This is a genomic window from Burkholderia sp. BCC0506 (assembly GCF_902833145.1).
Taxonomy (GTDB): domain Bacteria; phylum Pseudomonadota; class Gammaproteobacteria; order Burkholderiales; family Burkholderiaceae; genus Burkholderia.
On sequence record NZ_CADFEN010000007.1, the window covers coordinates 106885 to 123763 of the forward strand.

Annotated in this window: 13 protein-coding genes; 8 read left to right on the top strand and 5 right to left on the bottom strand. The window is 66.7% G+C overall.

From position 1 onward, the window contains the following. Window positions 1-23 precede the first annotated feature (23 nt). The 4 genes from HWX62_RS17880 (at window position 24) to HWX62_RS17895 (ending at window position 5322) form a co-directional block, all read left to right on the top strand. Window positions 24-1265 (top strand): aromatic ring-hydroxylating dioxygenase subunit alpha, encoded by a 1242-nt coding sequence (locus HWX62_RS17880; protein ID WP_175931497.1) that lies wholly within the window; start codon window positions 24-26, stop codon window positions 1263-1265. Between the two features lie 26 nt (window positions 1266-1291). Continuing rightward, window positions 1292-2440: a hybrid-cluster NAD(P)-dependent oxidoreductase gene (locus HWX62_RS17885; protein ID WP_175931496.1), complete on the top strand. Its 1149-nt coding sequence runs from the start codon at window positions 1292-1294 to the stop codon at window positions 2438-2440. A 134-nt stretch (window positions 2441-2574) separates the two neighbouring features. Continuing rightward, window positions 2575-3438, top strand: coding sequence for a glycine betaine ABC transporter substrate-binding protein (locus HWX62_RS17890; protein WP_175931495.1), 864 nt, complete (start codon window positions 2575-2577; stop codon window positions 3436-3438). A gap of 228 nt (window positions 3439-3666) precedes the next feature. After that, on the top strand, window positions 3667-5322 hold the full coding sequence (locus HWX62_RS17895) for an APC family permease (RefSeq protein ID WP_175931494.1): 1656 nt from the start codon (window positions 3667-3669) through the stop codon (window positions 5320-5322). 95 nt (window positions 5323-5417) lie between these two features. Here HWX62_RS17895 and purU read toward each other — a convergent pair whose 3' ends face one another. Continuing rightward, window positions 5418-6302, bottom strand: coding sequence for a formyltetrahydrofolate deformylase (gene purU, locus HWX62_RS17900; RefSeq protein WP_175931493.1), 885 nt, complete (start codon window positions 6300-6302; stop codon window positions 5418-5420). Window positions 6303-6483: 181 nt separating this feature from the next. Next, the gene (locus HWX62_RS17905) at window positions 6484-7389 is read right to left on the bottom strand and encodes a LysR family transcriptional regulator (RefSeq protein ID WP_175931492.1); all 906 of its coding nucleotides are present in this window, start codon (window positions 7387-7389) and stop codon (window positions 6484-6486) included. 240 nt (window positions 7390-7629) lie between these two features. On the opposite strand from HWX62_RS17905, the gene betC reads away from it, so the two are divergent. From betC to HWX62_RS17925, 4 genes are all read left to right on the top strand, one after another. Then, window positions 7630-9165, top strand: a complete 1536-nt coding sequence (betC, locus tag HWX62_RS17910; protein ID WP_175931491.1) for a choline-sulfatase — start codon at window positions 7630-7632, stop codon at window positions 9163-9165. A gap of 45 nt (window positions 9166-9210) precedes the next feature. Then, window positions 9211-10179, top strand: a complete 969-nt coding sequence (gene choX / locus HWX62_RS17915; protein WP_175931490.1) for a choline ABC transporter substrate-binding protein — start codon at window positions 9211-9213, stop codon at window positions 10177-10179. 260 nt (window positions 10180-10439) lie between these two features. Next, complete coding sequence (locus HWX62_RS17920) at window positions 10440-11579, top strand: porin (protein ID WP_175931489.1); 1140 nt, start codon at window positions 10440-10442, stop codon at window positions 11577-11579. A 242-nt stretch (window positions 11580-11821) separates the two neighbouring features. Next, window positions 11822-13072, top strand: a complete 1251-nt coding sequence (locus tag HWX62_RS17925) for an MFS transporter (protein ID WP_175931488.1) — start codon at window positions 11822-11824, stop codon at window positions 13070-13072. Window positions 13073-13084: 12 nt separating this feature from the next. Here HWX62_RS17925 and HWX62_RS17930 read toward each other — a convergent pair whose 3' ends face one another. The 3 genes from HWX62_RS17930 to HWX62_RS17940 form a co-directional block, all read right to left on the bottom strand. Then, entirely contained in the window at window positions 13085-13447 is a 363-nt protein-coding gene (locus HWX62_RS17930; RefSeq protein WP_175931487.1) for a YbjQ family protein, read from the bottom strand. A 131-nt stretch (window positions 13448-13578) separates the two neighbouring features. Continuing rightward, on the bottom strand, window positions 13579-14829 hold the full coding sequence (locus HWX62_RS17935; protein ID WP_175931486.1) for a M20/M25/M40 family metallo-hydrolase: 1251 nt from the start codon (window positions 14827-14829) through the stop codon (window positions 13579-13581). A gap of 79 nt (window positions 14830-14908) precedes the next feature. Further along, window positions 14909-16621: a M36 family metallopeptidase gene (locus HWX62_RS17940; RefSeq protein WP_175931485.1), complete on the bottom strand. Its 1713-nt coding sequence runs from the start codon at window positions 16619-16621 to the stop codon at window positions 14909-14911. Window positions 16622-16879: the final 258 nt, after the last annotated feature.

Sequence of the window (16879 nt, forward strand, 5' to 3'; positions counted from 1 at the left end):
ATGCAAGGAATCCGGAGCAAACGATGAAAGTATCGGCAGACATTCGTGCATTGATCGAGCGGCGCAAGGAAGGGCACAGCCTCGAAGCGCCGTTCTACACGAGCGAGGACATCTTCGCGCTCGACATGGAGGCGATTTTCCGCCAGCACTGGATCCAGGTGGCGATCGAACCGGACATTCCCGAGCCGGGCGATTACGTGACCGTGCAGTTGGGCAACGATTCGATCCTGATCGTGCGCGACGACGACATGGCGATCCGCGCGTTCCACAACGTGTGCCGTCACCGCGGCGCGCGCCTGTGCAACGAGGACAAGGGCTCGGTCGGCAACATCGTGTGCCCGTACCACAGCTGGACCTACAACCTGACGGGCCAGCTGATGTTCGCCGAGCACATGGGCGAGAAGTTCGACCGCTGCAAGCACAGCCTGAAATCGGTGCACGTCGAGAACCTCGCCGGCCTGATCTTCATCTGCCTCGCCGACGAGCCGCCGGTCGATTTCGCGCAGATGCGCGCAGAGATGGAGCCGTACCTGCTGCCGCACGATCTGCCGAACACGAAGATCGCCGCGCAGATCGACATCATCGAGGAAGGCAACTGGAAGCTCACGATGGAGAACAACCGCGAGTGCTATCACTGCGTCGCGAACCATCCGGAGCTGACGATCTCGCTGTATGAATACGGCTTCGGCTACCAGCGCTCCGACGCGAACGCCGAAGGCATGGACGCGTTCGCCGAAACCTGCGTGCGGCGCGGCAAGGAGTGGGCCGAGATGGGCCTGCCGTCCGCCGAAATCGAGAAGCTGCTCGACGTGACGGGTTTCCGCACGCAACGCCTGCCGCTCGACCGCCACGGCGAATCGCAGACGCTCGACGCGAAGGTCGCGTCGAAGAAGCTGCTCGGCGGCTTCGACAAGGCCGACCTCGGCGGGCTGTCGTTCTGGACCCAGCCGAACTCGTGGCACCACTTCATGAGCGATCACATCGTGACGTTCTCGGTGATTCCGCTGTCGGCCGGCAAGACGCTCGTGCGCACCAAGTGGCTCGTGCACAAGGACGCGAAGGAGGGCATCGACTACGACGTGAAGAACCTGACGGCCGTGTGGAACGCGACCAACGACCAGGATCGCGCGCTCGTCGAATTCTCGCAGCGCGGCGCGACCAGCAGCGCGTACGAGCCGGGCCCGTATTCGCCGTACACGGAAGGGCTCGTCGAAAAATTCTCGGCCTGGTACATCGGCCGGCTCGCCGAACAAACCGGCGCGTAGTCAGCAGACAGCAAGCGGAGTTACACATGATGCGAGATGCGGCCAATTTCGAGCCGGCGGACAGCCGGGTGACGCGCCCGGCGTTCTGGAACGCGCTGCCCGAGCGCTGGACGAGCGACGTCGAGGAAACGCTGGTGTGCTGCCACGTGCGGCAGGAAACGCACGACGTGAAGAGTTTCTTCTTCCGTTCGCCGGAGGGCCGCACGTTCTCGTTCGAGCCCGGGCAGTTCGTCACGCTCGAGCTCGACATCGACGGCGAAACGATCAACCGCTGCTACACGATCTCGTCGTCGCCGGCGCGGCCGCACACGATCTCGATCACGGTCAAGCGCGTGCCGGGCGGCAAGGTGTCGAACTGGTTGCACGACAACCTGCAGCCAGGCGCGTCGGTGCGCGTGCTCGGCCCGGCCGGCGAATTCACGTGCGCGCGGCATCCGGCGCGCAAGTACCTGTTCCTGTCGGCCGGCTCGGGCGTCACGCCGCTGATGTCGATGAGCCGTGCCCACCACGATCTCGCCGAGGATCGCGACATCGTGTTCGTGCACAGCGCACGCACGCCGGACGACATCATCTTCGCGCGCGAGCTCGACCTGATCGCGTCGAATCATACGAATTTCCGCACGTCGTTCGTCGTCGAGCGCGTCGGCGCCCGCACCAACTGGCCGGGCGTCACGGGCTTCCTGACGCTGCCGCTGCTCAAGCTGATCGCGCCGGACTTCATGGAACGCGAGATCTTCACCTGCGGCCCCGCGCCGTACATGAAGGCCGTGCGCGACCTGCTCGACGAAGCCGGGTTCGATCGCAAGCAGTATCACGAGGAAAGCTTCTCGTTCGAAACGCTCGCGCAAACCGCGAGCGACGACGTGCTCGCCGAACTCGTGCCGGCCGCCGACGGCGTCGACACCGCAACGAAGCAGTACACGGTCAGCTTCGCGAAGAGCAATCGCGAGATTTCGTGCGGCTCCGGGCAGCACGTGCTGGACGCGGCGCGCCAGTCGGGCGTGCGGCTGCCGGCATCGTGCACGCAGGGCATGTGCGGCACCTGCAAGGTGAAGCTCGTGTCGGGGCAGGTCGAGATGAAGCACAACGGCGGTATCCGCCAGCGCGAGATCGATCAGGGGATGGTGCTGCTGTGCTGCAGCAAGCCGCTGTCGGATCTCGTGATCGACAAGTAGTCGAAACATGCGATCGGCTGTCCGGGCGCGTCGCGTCCGGACAAGCTTCCGTCGGAAAACAACGATACCGCGGATTTGTGGTTGAAGAACCTAGAGAGACAACGCGCACGGTGCGCAGACCAAGGAGATCGACCATGAAACTGTTCGGAAAACTGTTTTGGACCGGCACCCTGTCGGCCATGGTGGCATTGAGCGCATCGGCGCTCGCCGATACGAAGCCGACGCTGAAAATCGGCTACGTCGAAGGCTGGGACGACAGCGTCGCGACGTCGAACGTCGCGGCCCGCGTGATCGAGAAGAAGCTCGGCTACGAAGTGAAGCTCGTGCCGGTCGCCGCCGGGATCATGTGGCAGGGCGTCGCGCGCGGCGATCTCGATGCGACGCTGTCCGCGTGGCTGCCGGTCACGCACGGCTCTTACTGGGACGAGTACAAGACCAAGGTCGTCGACCTCGGCGCGAATTTTCCCGATGCGAAGATCGGCCTGATCGTGCCCGCGTACGTGAAGGCGAAGAGCATCGACGATCTCAATGCGGAGAAGGGCAGCTTCGGCGGCCGGATCGTCGGCATCGATGCGGGCGCCGGCGTGATGCGCAAGACCGACGACGCGATCAAGAGCTACGGGCTGAGCTACACGCTGATGCCGAGCTCGGGCAGCGCGATGACGGCCGAGCTGTCGCGTTCGGTCAATGCGAACAAGCCGGTGATCGTGACGGGCTGGGCGCCGCACTGGATGTTCGCGAAGTGGAAGCTGCGCTTCCTCGAGGATCCGAAGAAGGTGTTCGGCGGCGCGGAGCACGTCGACAGCGTCGTGAATCCGGGGCTCGAAGCGAAGGCGAAGCCGGTCGTCGCGTTCCTGAAGAAATTCCAGTGGAAGCCCGGTGAAATCGACAGCGTGATGCTCGCGATCCAGAACGGTTCGAAGCCGGAAGCGGCCGCCGACGCGTGGATTGCAGCCCATGCGGACCGCGTGAATTCGTGGACCGAAGGCGCGCAGTAAACGCTTCGAAATACGTCGTACGAATCATCATAAAAACACGCCGGGAATGGCATGCAGGAATCCGAAATAATCGGAATGAAATGCGGCCATATCCCGGAATTCTTTTTCGGATTCTGCAAAAAAAGCGCGTAAGTTGTTACACTAGCGCCCTTGTGCGGAGTCATCACAGCTTTGCATCGGACCAGAGTAAGCGCTAAAGCGCTAACACTGATCGAGAGGAGGAATTGGATGAGTCAAGCAGGACTGCGTGCGAATCGCACCAGTGATGTCGAGGCAACCATCTCACATGATTCGACGGGCCACACGCTGCATCGTGGCCTGACCTGGAAAGACGCTTTTTGGGTGACGAGCGGCGTGCCGGCAGGCGTGCTGTTCACGATCGGCGGCGTATGCGCGACGATCGGCCAGCCCGCGTGGGCGATCTGGATCGCCGCGATCACGATGGGGCTGATTCAAAGCGCGACTTATGCGGAAATATCGGGGCTATTTCCTCATAAATCGGGCGGCGCGTCCGTGTATGGCGCGATTGGCTGGGTGCGTTACAGCAAGCTGATTGCCCCGGTTTCCGTGTGGTGCAACTGGCTCGCGTGGTCGCCGATGCTCGCGCTCGGCTGCGGCCTCGCGGCGAGCTATGCGCTCACGAGTCTCTTTCCCGCCGATGCGGCGGTGCTGCACTGGCAGTTCAAGGTCGCGGATCTCGGGTTCATCAAGCCGGGTCTGTCGCTGCGAATCAACGCGACGTTCATCATCGCGACGATTCTGCTTCTCATCACGTTCAAGCTTCAGCACAGCGGTGCATCGAAGGCCGCGCGTACGCAGCGCATCCTCGGCATTGCCTCGCTCACGCCGCTCCTGATCGTCGGCATCGTGCCGTTCGTCACCGGCGACGTGCCGATGTCGAACCTGCTCCCGCTGCTGCCGCTCGGTCACGACGCGCAGGGCAACCTCACGGCCGCGACCTTCGGCTCGTGGAACGGGCAGGGCGTGACGATGGCGCTCGGCGCGATGTTCATGGCGGGCTGGGCGTCGTACGGTTTCGAGACGGCCGTCTGCTACACGCGTGAATTCCGCGATCCGCGGCGCGATACCGCCAAGGCGATCTTCTGGTCGGGCGCGCTGTGTCTCGTCGTGATGACGCTCGTCCCGATGGCGTTCCAGGGCGCGCTCGGCACGCAGGCGATGCTCGATCCGGCGATCGGGGACGGCACCGGCGTCGCGGCCGCGATGGCGAAGATCGTCGGCGGCGGCGCGTGGGTCGCGAATGCGGTCGTCGTGATGCTGATGCTGTCGATCCTGCTGATCGTGATGACGTCGATGATGGGCTCGTCGCGCACGCTGTACCAGGCATCGGTCGACGGCTGGCTGCCGAAGTACCTGTCGCACGTGAACGAGCACGGCTCGCCCACGCGCGCGATGTGGACCGACCTCGGCTTCAACCTCGTGTTGCTGATGATGTCGGATTACATGACGGTGCTGTCGATCTCGAACGTCTGCTACATGCTGTTCGTATTCCTGAATCTCCAGTCGGGCTGGATTCACCGGATGGATCGCGGCAACTGGGATCGCCCGTTCCGCTGCCCGACCTGGCTGCTCGTCGCGGGCTCGATCTGCGGTTATGCGAACCTCGTCTACGTCGGCGCGGGCGCGAACCTGCAGGGCGAAGGTACGCTGCGCAACGGGCTGATCGCGATGCTGCTGATCGTGCCGGTGTTTCTCTATCGTCACTACTGGCAGGATCGCGGCCGCTTCCCCACGCAGATGCAGCGCGACATGGAGCTGGAGGTGCCGAAGCGCGCACTGTGGCTGAGCCTGATGCCGTATGCGGCGCTGATCGGTGCGGCGCTGACGATCTGGTTGTCGTATTACTTCGCGTGGGTGAAATAGAAGCAGGCGCGCGACGCAACGAGCAACTGCACGAAAAAAACCGACCGGCTGATTACCGGTCGGTTTTTTCTTGACGGCTCGCTGAACGCAGGCGCTTACGGAAACACCACCGTCCGGTCGCCGTTCAGGAACACCCGTCGCTCGATGAACGCCTTCACCGCGCGCGCCAGCGTGAGGCTTTCGACATCGCGCCCCACCGCGAGCAACTGCTCCGGCCGCAGCGCATGATCGACCCGCTCGACGACCTGCTCGATGATCGGGCCTTCGTCGAGATCGTCGGTGACGAAGTGCGCGGTCGCGCCGATCAGCTTCACGCCACGCGCATGCGCCTGGTGATACGGCTTCGCGCCCTTGAAGCCGGGCAGGAACGAGTGATGGATGTTGATCGCGCGGTTCGCGAGCTTCGCGCTCGTCTCCTGCGACAGCACCTGCATGTAGCGCGCGAGGATCACAAGCTCGGCGCCGCTCGATTCGAAGAAGTCGAGCCACTGCGCTTCCTGCTGCGCCTTGGTATCGGCCGTGATCGGGAAATGCCGGAACGGCAGCCCGTGCTGCGCCGCGAGCGGCTCGAAGTCGGGGTGGTTCGACACGATGCCGACGATGTCCATCTTCAGCTCGCCCATCCGCCAGCGGAACAGCAGGTCCGCGAGGCAGTGCTCGAGCTTCGACACCATGATCAGCACCTTCGGCCGCGCATTGACGTCGTGGATCGCCCATTGCATGTCGGCAGCCTGGCCGCCGAGCGCGGCCGCGATCGGCGCGAACTCCTGGCGCAGCGCGTCGATCTGCAGCGTCTCGTCCGTCGGATGAAAGACGCAGCGCACGAAGAAGCGGTTGCTGAGATCGTCGTCGAACACGTTCAGCGCATCGACATAGCAGCGATGGCGATCGAGAAAGCCGACGACGGCGGCGACCTGGCCGGCCGCGCTCGGGCACGACAGTGTCAGGACGAATTGATCGGGGCGGTGCTCGGCGGTCATGAGACTCCTCGGATGGCAGGGGCGCACGGCCGCGCGGCGGCGCACCACAGTGCCACGCCGCGCGGGTAGCGGGAGGCTCAAGTAAATCAGGACGATTTCGGCGCGGATAGAACTAACGCGCCGTGTGGCTGGTATCGGTGCGCCAGCGGGCCGGGCGCGGGGGCAGGGCGGGCGCGCTGCGTCACGCCGCCGCGCACGCGTCGAGCAGCCAGCGCCGGAACACATGGGTCGCGTCCGGCTCGGGCCGCTGCGGCGGGCGCACCAGGAAGTAGCCGCGCGACGTGACGACGGGCGCATCGACCAGCTTCACGAGCTGGCCCGACGCGACGAGCTCGTCGACGAGCGGCGACCAGCCGAGCGCGACGCCCTCGCCGAGCAGCGCCGCATGGATCACGAGCGCATAGCTGTTGAAGGTCACGCCGCGGGCGGTGGCCGGCGATTCGAGCCCGTGTGCGTCGAACCAGCCCGCCCAGGACAGCCAGCGCTCGGGGCGCGTCGGCTGCACGTGCAGCAGCGGCAGGGCGAGCAGATGCTCGGCCCGCGCGACATCCGGGTGCGCGTCGCGGAAGGCGGGCGAACAGACGGGGGTGACGGATTCAGGAAACAGCCGCGCGGCCGTGCACGACGGCCAGTGGCCGTCGCCGAACAGGATCGCGATGTCGCCGTGGTCGCGCTGCGCGTCGTAATCCTGCGACGTGACGACGCGCACGTCGACGTCCGGCATCACGCGCTTGAGCCCGGCCAGGCGCGGCATCAGCCAGTAGGTCGCGAACCCGAAGTCGGTGACGATCGTGAGCGCACCGTGCTCGCGGCGCGCGCGCAGCGTCGCGGTCGCGCCGCGCAGCGTGTCGAGGCTCAGCCGCACGGCTTCGTACAGGCACTCGCCGTCGGCCGTCAGCGTGACGCCGCGCGGGCTGCGTTCGAACAGCGGCACGCCGAGTTCGGCTTCGAGCTGGTACACCTGCTGGCTCACGGCCGGCTGCGTCGAGCCGAGCTCGCGCGCGGCGGCCGTGAAGCTCGCGAGCCGGGCGGCCGATTCGAACGCGCGCAGCGCCTGCATCGACGGTAACGGTTCGGGTTTCGACATAAGTCCCTCTAATGGCCCCATAAGGGCCGGACGCCTACCCGCGCGAATTCGGGCGGGCGATAGTGCGGCGGACGGTACGGCACATGCGCTTCACGCGCCGTCGCGCAACGCATGCCGCGATTCTAGCCAGCGCGGCCGCTGCGCGCGGCAGTTTCCGCGAACCGCCTCCGTCATGCCGGACGTCTTGCCGCCCGAGCGACGATCCGTTCCATTCGAACACCGCATTCCCCACGACTGCCGATGACGAACCCGACACCCAACATCCTGATCCTGATGGCCGACCAGCTCACGCCGTTCGCGCTGCCGGCCTACGGCAACCGCGTCGCCCGCACACCGACGCTCGACCGGCTCGCCGCCGAAGGCGTGGTGTTCGACGCCGCATACTGCGCGAGCCCGCTGTGCGCGCCGTCGCGTTTCTCGCTGCTGACCGGCAAGCTGCCGTCGGGGATCGGCGCCTACGATAACGCCGCCGAATTGCCGGCGCAAACGCTGACGTTCGCGCACTACCTGCGCGCGGGCGGCTACCGGACGATGCTGTCCGGCAAGATGCATTTCTGCGGGCCCGACCAGTTGCACGGCTTCGAGGAACGCCTCACGACCGACATCTATCCGGCCGATTTCGGCTGGGTGCCCGACTGGGACCAGCCGACCGAGCGGCCGAGCTGGTATCACAACATGAGCTCGGTGCTCGATGCGGGCCCGTGCGTGCGCACGAACCAGCTCGACTTCGACGACGAAGTGACGTTCGCCGCGAGGCAGAAGCTGTACGACGTCGCGCGCGAGCGCGCGGCCGGACACGATGCGCGGCCGTTCTGCATGGTCGTGTCGCTGACCCATCCGCACGATCCCTACGCGATCACGCGCGAATACTGGGATCGCTACGACGACGACGAGATCGACATGCCGGCCGTGCGGCTCGACGCGGCCGACAGCGATCCGCATTCGCGGCGGCTGCGCTTCGTCTGCGAGAACGATCGCACGCCGCCGACCGACGCGCAGATCCGCGCCGCACGCCGCGCGTATTACGGCGCGACGTCCTACGTCGATACGCAGTTCGGCAGCGTGCTGGCCGCGCTCGAGCAATGCGGGTTCGCGGACGACACGATCGTGATCGTCACGTCCGACCACGGCGACATGCTGGGCGAGCGCGGGCTCTGGTACAAGATGACGTTCTTCGAAGGCGGCTGCCGCGTGCCGCTGATCGTGCATGCGCCCGGCCGCTTCGGCGCCGCGCGCGTGCGCGGGCCCGTGTCGCACGTCGACCTGCTGCCGACGCTCGTCGAGCTGGCGGGCGCCGCGCCTGCCGGCGGCTGGCCGGACCCGGTCGACGGCGCGAGCCTCGTGCCGCACCTGCACGGCACGCCCGCGCACGACGTCGCGCTCGGCGAATACCTCGCGGAAGGCGCGGTTGCGCCGGTCGTGATGATCCGGCGCGGCGACTGGAAATACGTGCATTGCCCGGCCGATCCCGACCAGCTGTACAACCTGTCGGACGACCCGCGCGAACTGACGAACCTGGCCGGGCGGCCGGAAGCCGCCGATCTGCTCGCCGCATTCCGTGCGGAGGCCGCGCAGCGCTGGAACCTGCCGGAGCTGGACCGGCAGGTGCGCGCAAGCCAGCGGCGCCGGCGCTTCCATTACGCGGCGACGACGCAGGGCCGCATCCAGGCGTGGGACTGGCAGCCGTTCACCGACGCGAGCCAGCGCTACATGCGCAATCACATCGAACTCGACACGCTCGAGGCGATGGCGCGTTTTCCGCGGGTCGGACGCTGAACGTCCGGCAGCGCGAACATTCACGAACGACGGAGGAAGCGGACGATGAAACGGCAATGCAATGCAGCAATCCGAAGGATCGGCGCGGCGCTCGCCGCCGCCGCATGCGCGGCGGCGATGCAGCCCGCGCATGCCGCCGATCCGCAGACGTGCGGCGACGTGAAGATGGCGGCGCCCGGCTGGACCGACATCGATGCGACGAACGCGATGGCGGGCGTCGTGCTCAAGGCGCTCGGCTACCGGCAGGACGTGGCGAACCTGTCGGTGCCGATCACGTACCAGGGGTTGAAGAAAGGGCAGGTCGACGTGTTCCTCGGCAACTGGATGCCCGCGCAGGCGCCGCTCGTGAAGCCGTTCGTCGACGAGAAATCGATCGACGTGCTGCACGCGAACCTGAGCGGTGCGAAGTTCACGCTCGCGGTGCCCGACTACGTGGCCGCGGCCGGCGTGCATACGTTTGCCGATCTCGCGCGCTACGCGGACCGCTTCGGCGGCAAGATCTACGGGATCGAGCCCGGCGCGCCCGCGAACCAGAACATCAAGCGGATGCTGTCCGACCATGCGCTCGGGTCCGCGAACTGGTCGCTCGTCGAATCGAGCGAGACGGGGATGCTCACGCAGGTCGAGCGCGCGGTGCGCGACAAGCGCTGGATCGTGTTTCTCGCGTGGGAGCCGCATCTGATGAACACGAAGTTTCATCTGACGTATCTGTCGGGCGGCGACGCGTATTTCGGCCCGAACTACGGCGGCGCGACGGTCAACACCGTCACGCGTGCCGGGTTCGCCGGCCAGTGCACGAACCTCGCGCGGCTGTTCCGGCAGATGACGTTCTCCGTCGACGTCGAGAACCGGATGATCGCCGACATGCTCGACAACAAGACGTCGCCCGCGCTCGCGGCGCAGCGCGCGCTGAAGGCCGAGCCGGCGCTGGTCGCCGCGTGGCTCGACGGCGTGACGACGGCGGCCGGCGCACCGGGCCTGCCGGCCGTGCGCGCGGCCCTCGACGGCCGCTGATTCCCGCCCGCCGGGCGGCCGGTTTTGACCGTGCCGCCCGTCTACGTGTTTTCCCGACCCGTCGCATCGTGACCATTTAGTGTCGCCTTCAGACGGGTGACGCGAAATATGGGTTTGTATTTTTCGCCAATGGCTGCGTTATTGCGGAAAACGAAATGCCGAAGCCAGCGGGGCGGTCTGAATTGGAATCCACCGGCGCATCGCGGCACGCACCGGGACGAGATTCTATCCATCGAACGGTTCAGGGAGGGTGGTCGACAATGAAGCACAAGAAAGTTGCCGTAGCCGCCGCGCTTGCATGCGCGGCCAGTATTCCCGCCATCGGGCATGCGCAGAGCAGCGTGACGCTGTACGGGATTCTCGACGCCGGTATCACGTACGTGAACAACACGGGCGGTTCGCACGTGGTCAAGTTCGACGACGGCGTCGCCTACGGGAACCGCTTCGGCCTGAAGGGCACCGAAGACCTCGGCGGCGGCCTGAAGGCCGTGTTCGCGCTCGAGAGCGGCTTCCGTCTCGGCAACGGAAAACTCGGCTTCGGCGGCGCCGAATTCGGCCGGCAGGCGTACGTCGGCCTGCAGAACGACTGGGGCACGCTGTCGTTCGGCAACCAGCTCGACATCACGAACGAACTCGTGTCGATCTACAACATCTCGGCGTGGGGCAGCGGCTATGCGATCCACCAGGGCGACTTCGACCGCTTCAACGGCGACCGCCTGCCGAACTCGGTGAAGTTCCTGTCGAACGACATGAGCGGCTTCAAGGTCGGCGCGATGTACTCGTTCGGCAACGTCGCGGGCAACTTCCATCGCAACAGCGCATGGAGCGCGGGCGCGAGTTTCACGAAGGGCGATTTCTCGATCGGCGCCGCATACACGCGCCTGAACAACCCGAACGGCATCTATGCGTTCGACCCGTACGCGATGATCGGCACGCACACGTTCCTCGGCCAGCAGACCGTCACCGTCGATCCGGCGACCGGCGCCCGCACCGACCTGTTCGCGGACACCGCGATGAATGTCGACAGCCAGGGCACGTTCGGCATCGGTACGAGCTACACGATCGGCAAGCTGACGCTCGACGCCAACTACTCGTACACGACGATCAAGGGCTTCGGCCAGTCGTCGCACATGCAGGTGTACGAAGGCGGCGGCCTCTATCAGTTCACGCCGGCGCTCAGCTTCATCGCGGGCTACCAGCACACGCGCTTCGAAGGCCACCACTGGAACCAGGGCACGGCGGGCCTGCATTACCTGCTGTCGAAGCGCACCGACGTGTACATCTCCGGCGATTACCTGCGCGCGTCGCAGGGCGTCGATGCGGTGATCGGCTACAGCTTCACGCCGTCGACGACGCAGACGCAGGCCGATGTGCGGATCGGGATGCGGCATTCGTTCTGATTGGAGTGGGGCGGCGCAGTAACGTCTTCAGCGAGGTCTCTCTTTGGCGCGAACCGAGGTTCGCGCTTTTTTTTGTGCGATGCGTCGGCTTCGTCCGGTTCGCGGTCCGGCGGCCGGCCCGTTTTCGGCGGTTGGCATATCATCGCGGTTTGGCCGCGCCCGCACCGTTGCCGCGCACACCCCTGCGTGTGTCGTCGTTTCCGGAACGGTTGCCGCGCGCACCGCCGACCGCCGAGACCCCGATGACCACTCCCGTGCCCGATTCCAGTCCGTTATCCCCGTTACCCGCGAATCTGTTCCGCCATGCGCCATTCCAGCGCTTCTGGGGCACGCGCGTGATGTCTTCCCTTGCTTTCCAGATCCTGTCGGTCGCAATCGGCTGGTATGTGTACGCGCTCACGCACAGCGCATTCGCGCTCGGTCTCGTCGGCCTCGCGCAGTTCGTGCCGATGTTCGCGCTGACGCTCGTCGTCGGGCAGGTGGCCGACCGCTACGACCGCCGGCGCATCGCGACGATCTGCCAGAGCGTCGAGGCGCTGGCCGCCGGCGTGTTCCTGCTCGGCGCGCTGCAAGGGTGGCTGGCCGCGCCGGCCGTGTATGCGCTCGCGGCGATCGTCGGCACGGCCCGCGCGTTCGAGTCGCCGTCGGTGTCGTCGCTGTTGCCGGCCGTCGTGCCGCGCACCGACTTGCCGCGCGCGACCGCGCTGTCGACGTCCGCGAACCAGGCCGCGCAGATCCTCGGGCCCGCGTTCGGCGGGCTGCTCTATGGTGTCGGCGCGCCGGTCGCGTTCGGCACGAGCGTCGCGGCATTCGCGATCGCGGCGATGCTGAGCGGCACGATTCCGCTGCGCAGCGCGCCGCCCGCCCGCGAGCCGGTCACGTTGCGTTCGGTATTTTCGGGCATCGCGTTCATCCGGCGCGAACCGGCGATTCTCGGCGCGCTGTCGCTCGACCTGTTCGCGGTGCTGTTCGGCGGCGCGACCGCGCTGCTGCCGATCTATGCGCGCGACATCCTTCAGGTCGGCCCGTGGGGGCTCGGCGCATTGCGCGCGGCGCCGGCGGTCGGTGCGCTTGCCGGCACGCTGTGGCTTACGCGCTTTCCATTAAAGGGCCGGCCGGGCCGCGCGATGTTCGGCGGCGTGATCGCGTTCGGCGTCGCGACGATCGTGTTCGGGCTGTCGACGCATTTTGCGCTGTCGCTCGTCGCGCTCGCGGCGCTCGGCGCATCCGATGTCGTGAGCGTCGTCGTGCGCCTGTCGCTCGTGCAACTGCGCACGCCCGACGACATGCTCGGTCGCGTGAGCGCGGTCAACTCGCTGTTCATCGGCACGTCGAACCAACTCGGCGAATTCGAGTCGGGCGTGACGGCTGCGTGGTGGGGCGCGCCGGCCGCGATCGTCGTCGGCGGCGTGGCGACGATCGCCGTCGCGCTGGCGTGGATGCGGCTGTTTCCGTCGCTCACGAACATGAAGTCGCTCGAACGCGACGCGTGAGCGCGTCGCACGTCAGGCGTCCGGCGTCACGCGCACGGCCGTACCGTAGCAGATGACCTCGGTCACGCCCGAGCCGATCTCGGTCGAGTCGTAGCGCATCGCGACGATCGCGTTCGCGCCGAGCGTGCGCGCATCGGCGAGCATCTTGTCGAACGCGTGCTCGCGCGCCTTCTCGCACAGCGACGTATAGAGCGTGATGTTGCCGCCGAAGATCGTTTGAAGCGACGCGCCGAACGAGCCGACGATCGAGCGCGAACGCACGACGATGCCTTGTGCGACGCCGAGCGAGCGAACGGTCGTATGGCCGGGCAGGTCGAAGGCGGTCGTGACGCGGGCGGGCGACAGGTCGTCGATGGAGCGGGTGGGTTCGGTCATGGTGTGCAAGCGCGTGGCGAGTGGTCGAACGACGATTCTAGCCGGACCGCGAGAACGCATTCGAACGGGCGCACCCCGCAGGTGAACGCCCGTTTCGTTGCCGAGCGCGAAAACCGCTCGGCGACGCACGCTCAGCGCTTGACCGCCACGCCGGCAATGCCGCCGAGATCGACCGCATAAGCCAGCGCCAGCTTGCCGAACTTCAGCGCGTGGTTCGCCTGCCGATCCGAGTTCTCCAGCGTGTCGTTCACCGTGTGGATATACGGGCTGTCGTTCTGGTCGGCCTCGAACGGGAACGATGCCGGATACCCTTGCGCATTCCACGACGCGTGGTCCGAGCACGCATACCCGCACTGCGACGTGCCGATCGCGAGCTCCGGCAGGTAGGTCTTCGCGAGGTTCGTCACGTAGGTATTCTGCGCCGCGTTCGTATAGTCGGTGATCAGGTAGATGTCCTTCGGATCGCCCTTGTAGTTCGTCATGTCGAGCTGCAGCACGCCGACCACGTTCGCATTCTGCGTGCGGAACTGCTTCGCGATCGCCTTCGAGCCGAGCAGGCCGGCCTCCTCGGCCGCATAGCCGACGAACTTGACGGTCCGCTTCGGTCGGTAATTGTTCGCGAGCAGCACGCGCAGCGCTTCGGTCAGGCTGGCGATGCCCGACGCATCGTCGTCGGCGCCGGGCGAGCGCGTGTTCTCCGTCGTGCGCCCGACGGTCGAATCGAGGTGGCCGCCGAGCACGACGGTGCCCGCGGCCGGATCGCTGCCGCGGATCGTCAGGACCACGGATTTCTGCGGAAAACCCGTGTGCGCGAACTGCTCGACGGTGATGTCGGCGCGCGACCCCGCCAGCTGCTTCCATTGCAACGCGAGCCAGTCGGACGCGGCGACGCCGTGCGACGTCGTGTAGTAGCGGTTCGTGAAGCCGGACAGCGACGTGATCGTGCCGACGATGTTGCTGGCTTGCAGTTGCTGGAGCCACGTGCCGATCTGCGGCACGTTCGACACCGTGTACGCGGGGGCGGCCTGTTTCGCGAACGTCGCGGGCAGCGGCTGCAGCGCCTGCCGCGCGTCGTCGAACGAATCGTGCGCGACGTAGCCGGGCCCGTGACCGCGCGTGTGGTGGACGGCGTGAGCCAGCTCGCCGAGCCGGGAGTCGTCGATCTCGACGACGTGAACGGTTTCGCGACGCACGGCGCCGTCGGCCGTCTTGCCGGCGTCGACGGTCGTGCTGTATTGCGCGGTTGCGGTCGCGTCGATGCGTTGAAGCTGACGGAAGGCGGTGTCGCCGAGCGTGATCCAGACGGGCGTCGCGTGCGCGGCGGCGGTCAGCAGCATGCCGCCCAGCGCGGCGCTCAGGCGGGTCGGTTTCAGAGTAGGCATGGTCGATCTCGTGAGGATGGCGATGTCGATGAAGGGAGCGCGCCGCAGGTCGTGCGATGCGCTCCCGCCTGCTGCGGTATTACGACTTCTGCGGGACGGTCACGCCGTACGTGCAGCTCTTGTTGTACGCGTTGCCGATCGCGGTGAGCTGCGCGCTGCTGTAGCCGAGCGCGGAGGCGGCCGTCAGCACGGCCTGCGCGGCGGCCTTCTGGTTGGTCGAGCTGTTGGTCATCGACAGCCCCTTCAGGAACGCCTTGTCCATCGCCTGCGCGCCGATCGCATCGCGCGCGACGAGGTTGCACGACGCCCAGTACTGGCCGGCCGTGTGGATCTCCGCACCGCGCGCCTGCGCATAGGTGCGCCCGACGTTCCAGTTGGTCACGCGGCCGCCCCAGAACTCGTTGTGACCGTCCCAGTTGTAGACCCAGTGATACTGCGCATCCGACGGGCTCCACTGGTTGAAGTCGCGGCTGTACGCGGCGGCGAGATAGTCGCCGGTGCCTTCCGACAAGCCTTCCTGTTGCGACAGGCCGCCGTTCGTCACCCAGTCGTGGATGCCGTGGCCGAGCTCGTGGATGACGACGTCCGCGTCTTCCGCGTCGTCGACCCCGCCTTGCCCGAAGGTCAGCCGGCCGCTGCTCGACGAGTACGACGAGTTGTCGTCGCCCGATTCGCCGTGCGGGTCGTACTGCACGCCGCCCGTGTACTGGTACGGCAGCGCCTTGATGCCGAGCGTCTGGTTCACGTAACGCAGGAACGTGTCGATGTGGTAGTACGCGTTCACGGCCTCGAAATACAGGTTGCCGCGCGTGAACTCGAACGCCGGCGTGGACTGCGACGGGCACGCCTTGTCGAGCGGCGCGTCGAAATCGACGCACACCGCATACGGGCCCGTCAGCGTGTAGCGCGTGCCCGACTGCGCGAGATCCTTCAGCGTCACGCGCACGCGCGCGGCCGTGAGCTGCGTCGAATCGGCGTCGTTGCCGTCCTTGTAGCCCGTGCTGCCGTAGCTGCTCTTCGTCGGCGACAGCGGATCGGGGCGGAACACGAAGCCGGTACCGTCGGTCGCGTAGAACGCCTTGTCCTCGGCGCGCAGCACTTCGCCGCTGCCCGCGTCGATCAGCAGTTCCCAGTCGCCCTTCGGGCCGTCCTGCGGGCGGCCGCGCACCTTCCACGCGGTATGCGTGCCGGTCTTGTCGACGAACGCGACGAGCTGCGCGTCGAGATGCGTGAAACCGCTCACGCCGAGGTACGCACGGGCGCGGTCGAGCGCCTGCTGCTGGTCGACGGCCTGCGACTTGCGCGTCGTCGCGACCACGCCGTTGATCGTGTTGCTCGCGACGTACAGGATGCGGCCGTCCTTCGCGACGGTTACCGCGATGTCGCTGCCGTACACGGGCAGCCCGGCGGCCTGCTGCTGCAGGCGCACGACGGTGAAGTCGGCGTCGTTGCGCTCCGACGTGACGACGAGGCTCGCGAGCGCCGCCGCGTCGAGCCCGAGCTGCGCCGCTTGCGACGCGACGAAGTCGCGCGCGGTGGCGGCCGGCGTCGCGGCGGCTTTCTTGACGCGATAGGACGGGTTGTACAGCGTGACGGCGACGCCGTCCGCGCGGAATTGCCCGGCGGCCGTGTCGGTTTTCGCGGCCGGCGGCGCGACGCCGCGCGTGAGGCTTTCGCGCAGGCTCGCGGCCTGCGGATTCGACACCTTCGTATCGGCCAGGGTGCCGCCGACGATGCCGAAACCGAGCGCGAGACCCAGGGCGAGCGGCAATGCTTTGCGTGATGTCTGCATACGTGATCCTCATCTCAACGGTTGGACACGCCCGCCCGCTCGTGGCGAACAGGCACGACACGGCCCGCGCGCCGGTTCGATGGAACCGGTGCGGCGAAGCGGTGTTGGGAATATCGACTGACTAAGGAACCCTAACTGTCAGGTCGAAATGAAGCGGGCAGGCGAAGCGGAGGAGAAGCGAACGGCAGGCAGGTGCGGAGACGGCGAATCGAGCATCGTCATGTCATACCCCTCGGATCGGATCGATATCGGTCGGCA

What these genes read in the sequence shown, in the direction of transcription:
- HWX62_RS17905 (WP_175931492.1), bottom strand. Translation starts at nt 7,389, where the DNA reads ATGTCGAAACCCGAACCGTTACCGTCGATGCAGGCGCTGCGCGCGTTC.
- betC (WP_175931491.1), top strand. Translation starts at nt 7,630, where the DNA reads ATGACGAACCCGACACCCAACATCCTGATCCTGATGGCCGACCAGCTC.
- purU (WP_175931493.1), bottom strand. Translation starts at nt 6,302, where the DNA reads ATGACCGCCGAGCACCGCCCCGATCAATTCGTCCTGACACTGTCGTGC.
- HWX62_RS17890 (WP_175931495.1), top strand. Translation starts at nt 2,575, where the DNA reads ATGAAACTGTTCGGAAAACTGTTTTGGACCGGCACCCTGTCGGCCATG.
- HWX62_RS17920 (WP_175931489.1), top strand. Translation starts at nt 10,440, where the DNA reads ATGAAGCACAAGAAAGTTGCCGTAGCCGCCGCGCTTGCATGCGCGGCC.
- HWX62_RS17925 (WP_175931488.1), top strand. Translation starts at nt 11,822, where the DNA reads ATGACCACTCCCGTGCCCGATTCCAGTCCGTTATCCCCGTTACCCGCG.
- choX (WP_175931490.1), top strand. Translation starts at nt 9,211, where the DNA reads ATGAAACGGCAATGCAATGCAGCAATCCGAAGGATCGGCGCGGCGCTC.
- HWX62_RS17880 (WP_175931497.1), top strand. Translation starts at nt 24, where the DNA reads ATGAAAGTATCGGCAGACATTCGTGCATTGATCGAGCGGCGCAAGGAA.
- HWX62_RS17930 (WP_175931487.1), bottom strand. Translation starts at nt 13,447, where the DNA reads ATGACCGAACCCACCCGCTCCATCGACGACCTGTCGCCCGCCCGCGTC.
- HWX62_RS17940 (WP_175931485.1), bottom strand. Translation starts at nt 16,621, where the DNA reads ATGCAGACATCACGCAAAGCATTGCCGCTCGCCCTGGGTCTCGCGCTC.
- HWX62_RS17895 (WP_175931494.1), top strand. Translation starts at nt 3,667, where the DNA reads ATGAGTCAAGCAGGACTGCGTGCGAATCGCACCAGTGATGTCGAGGCA.
- HWX62_RS17935 (WP_175931486.1), bottom strand. Translation starts at nt 14,829, where the DNA reads ATGCCTACTCTGAAACCGACCCGCCTGAGCGCCGCGCTGGGCGGCATG.
- HWX62_RS17885 (WP_175931496.1), top strand. Translation starts at nt 1,292, where the DNA reads ATGATGCGAGATGCGGCCAATTTCGAGCCGGCGGACAGCCGGGTGACG.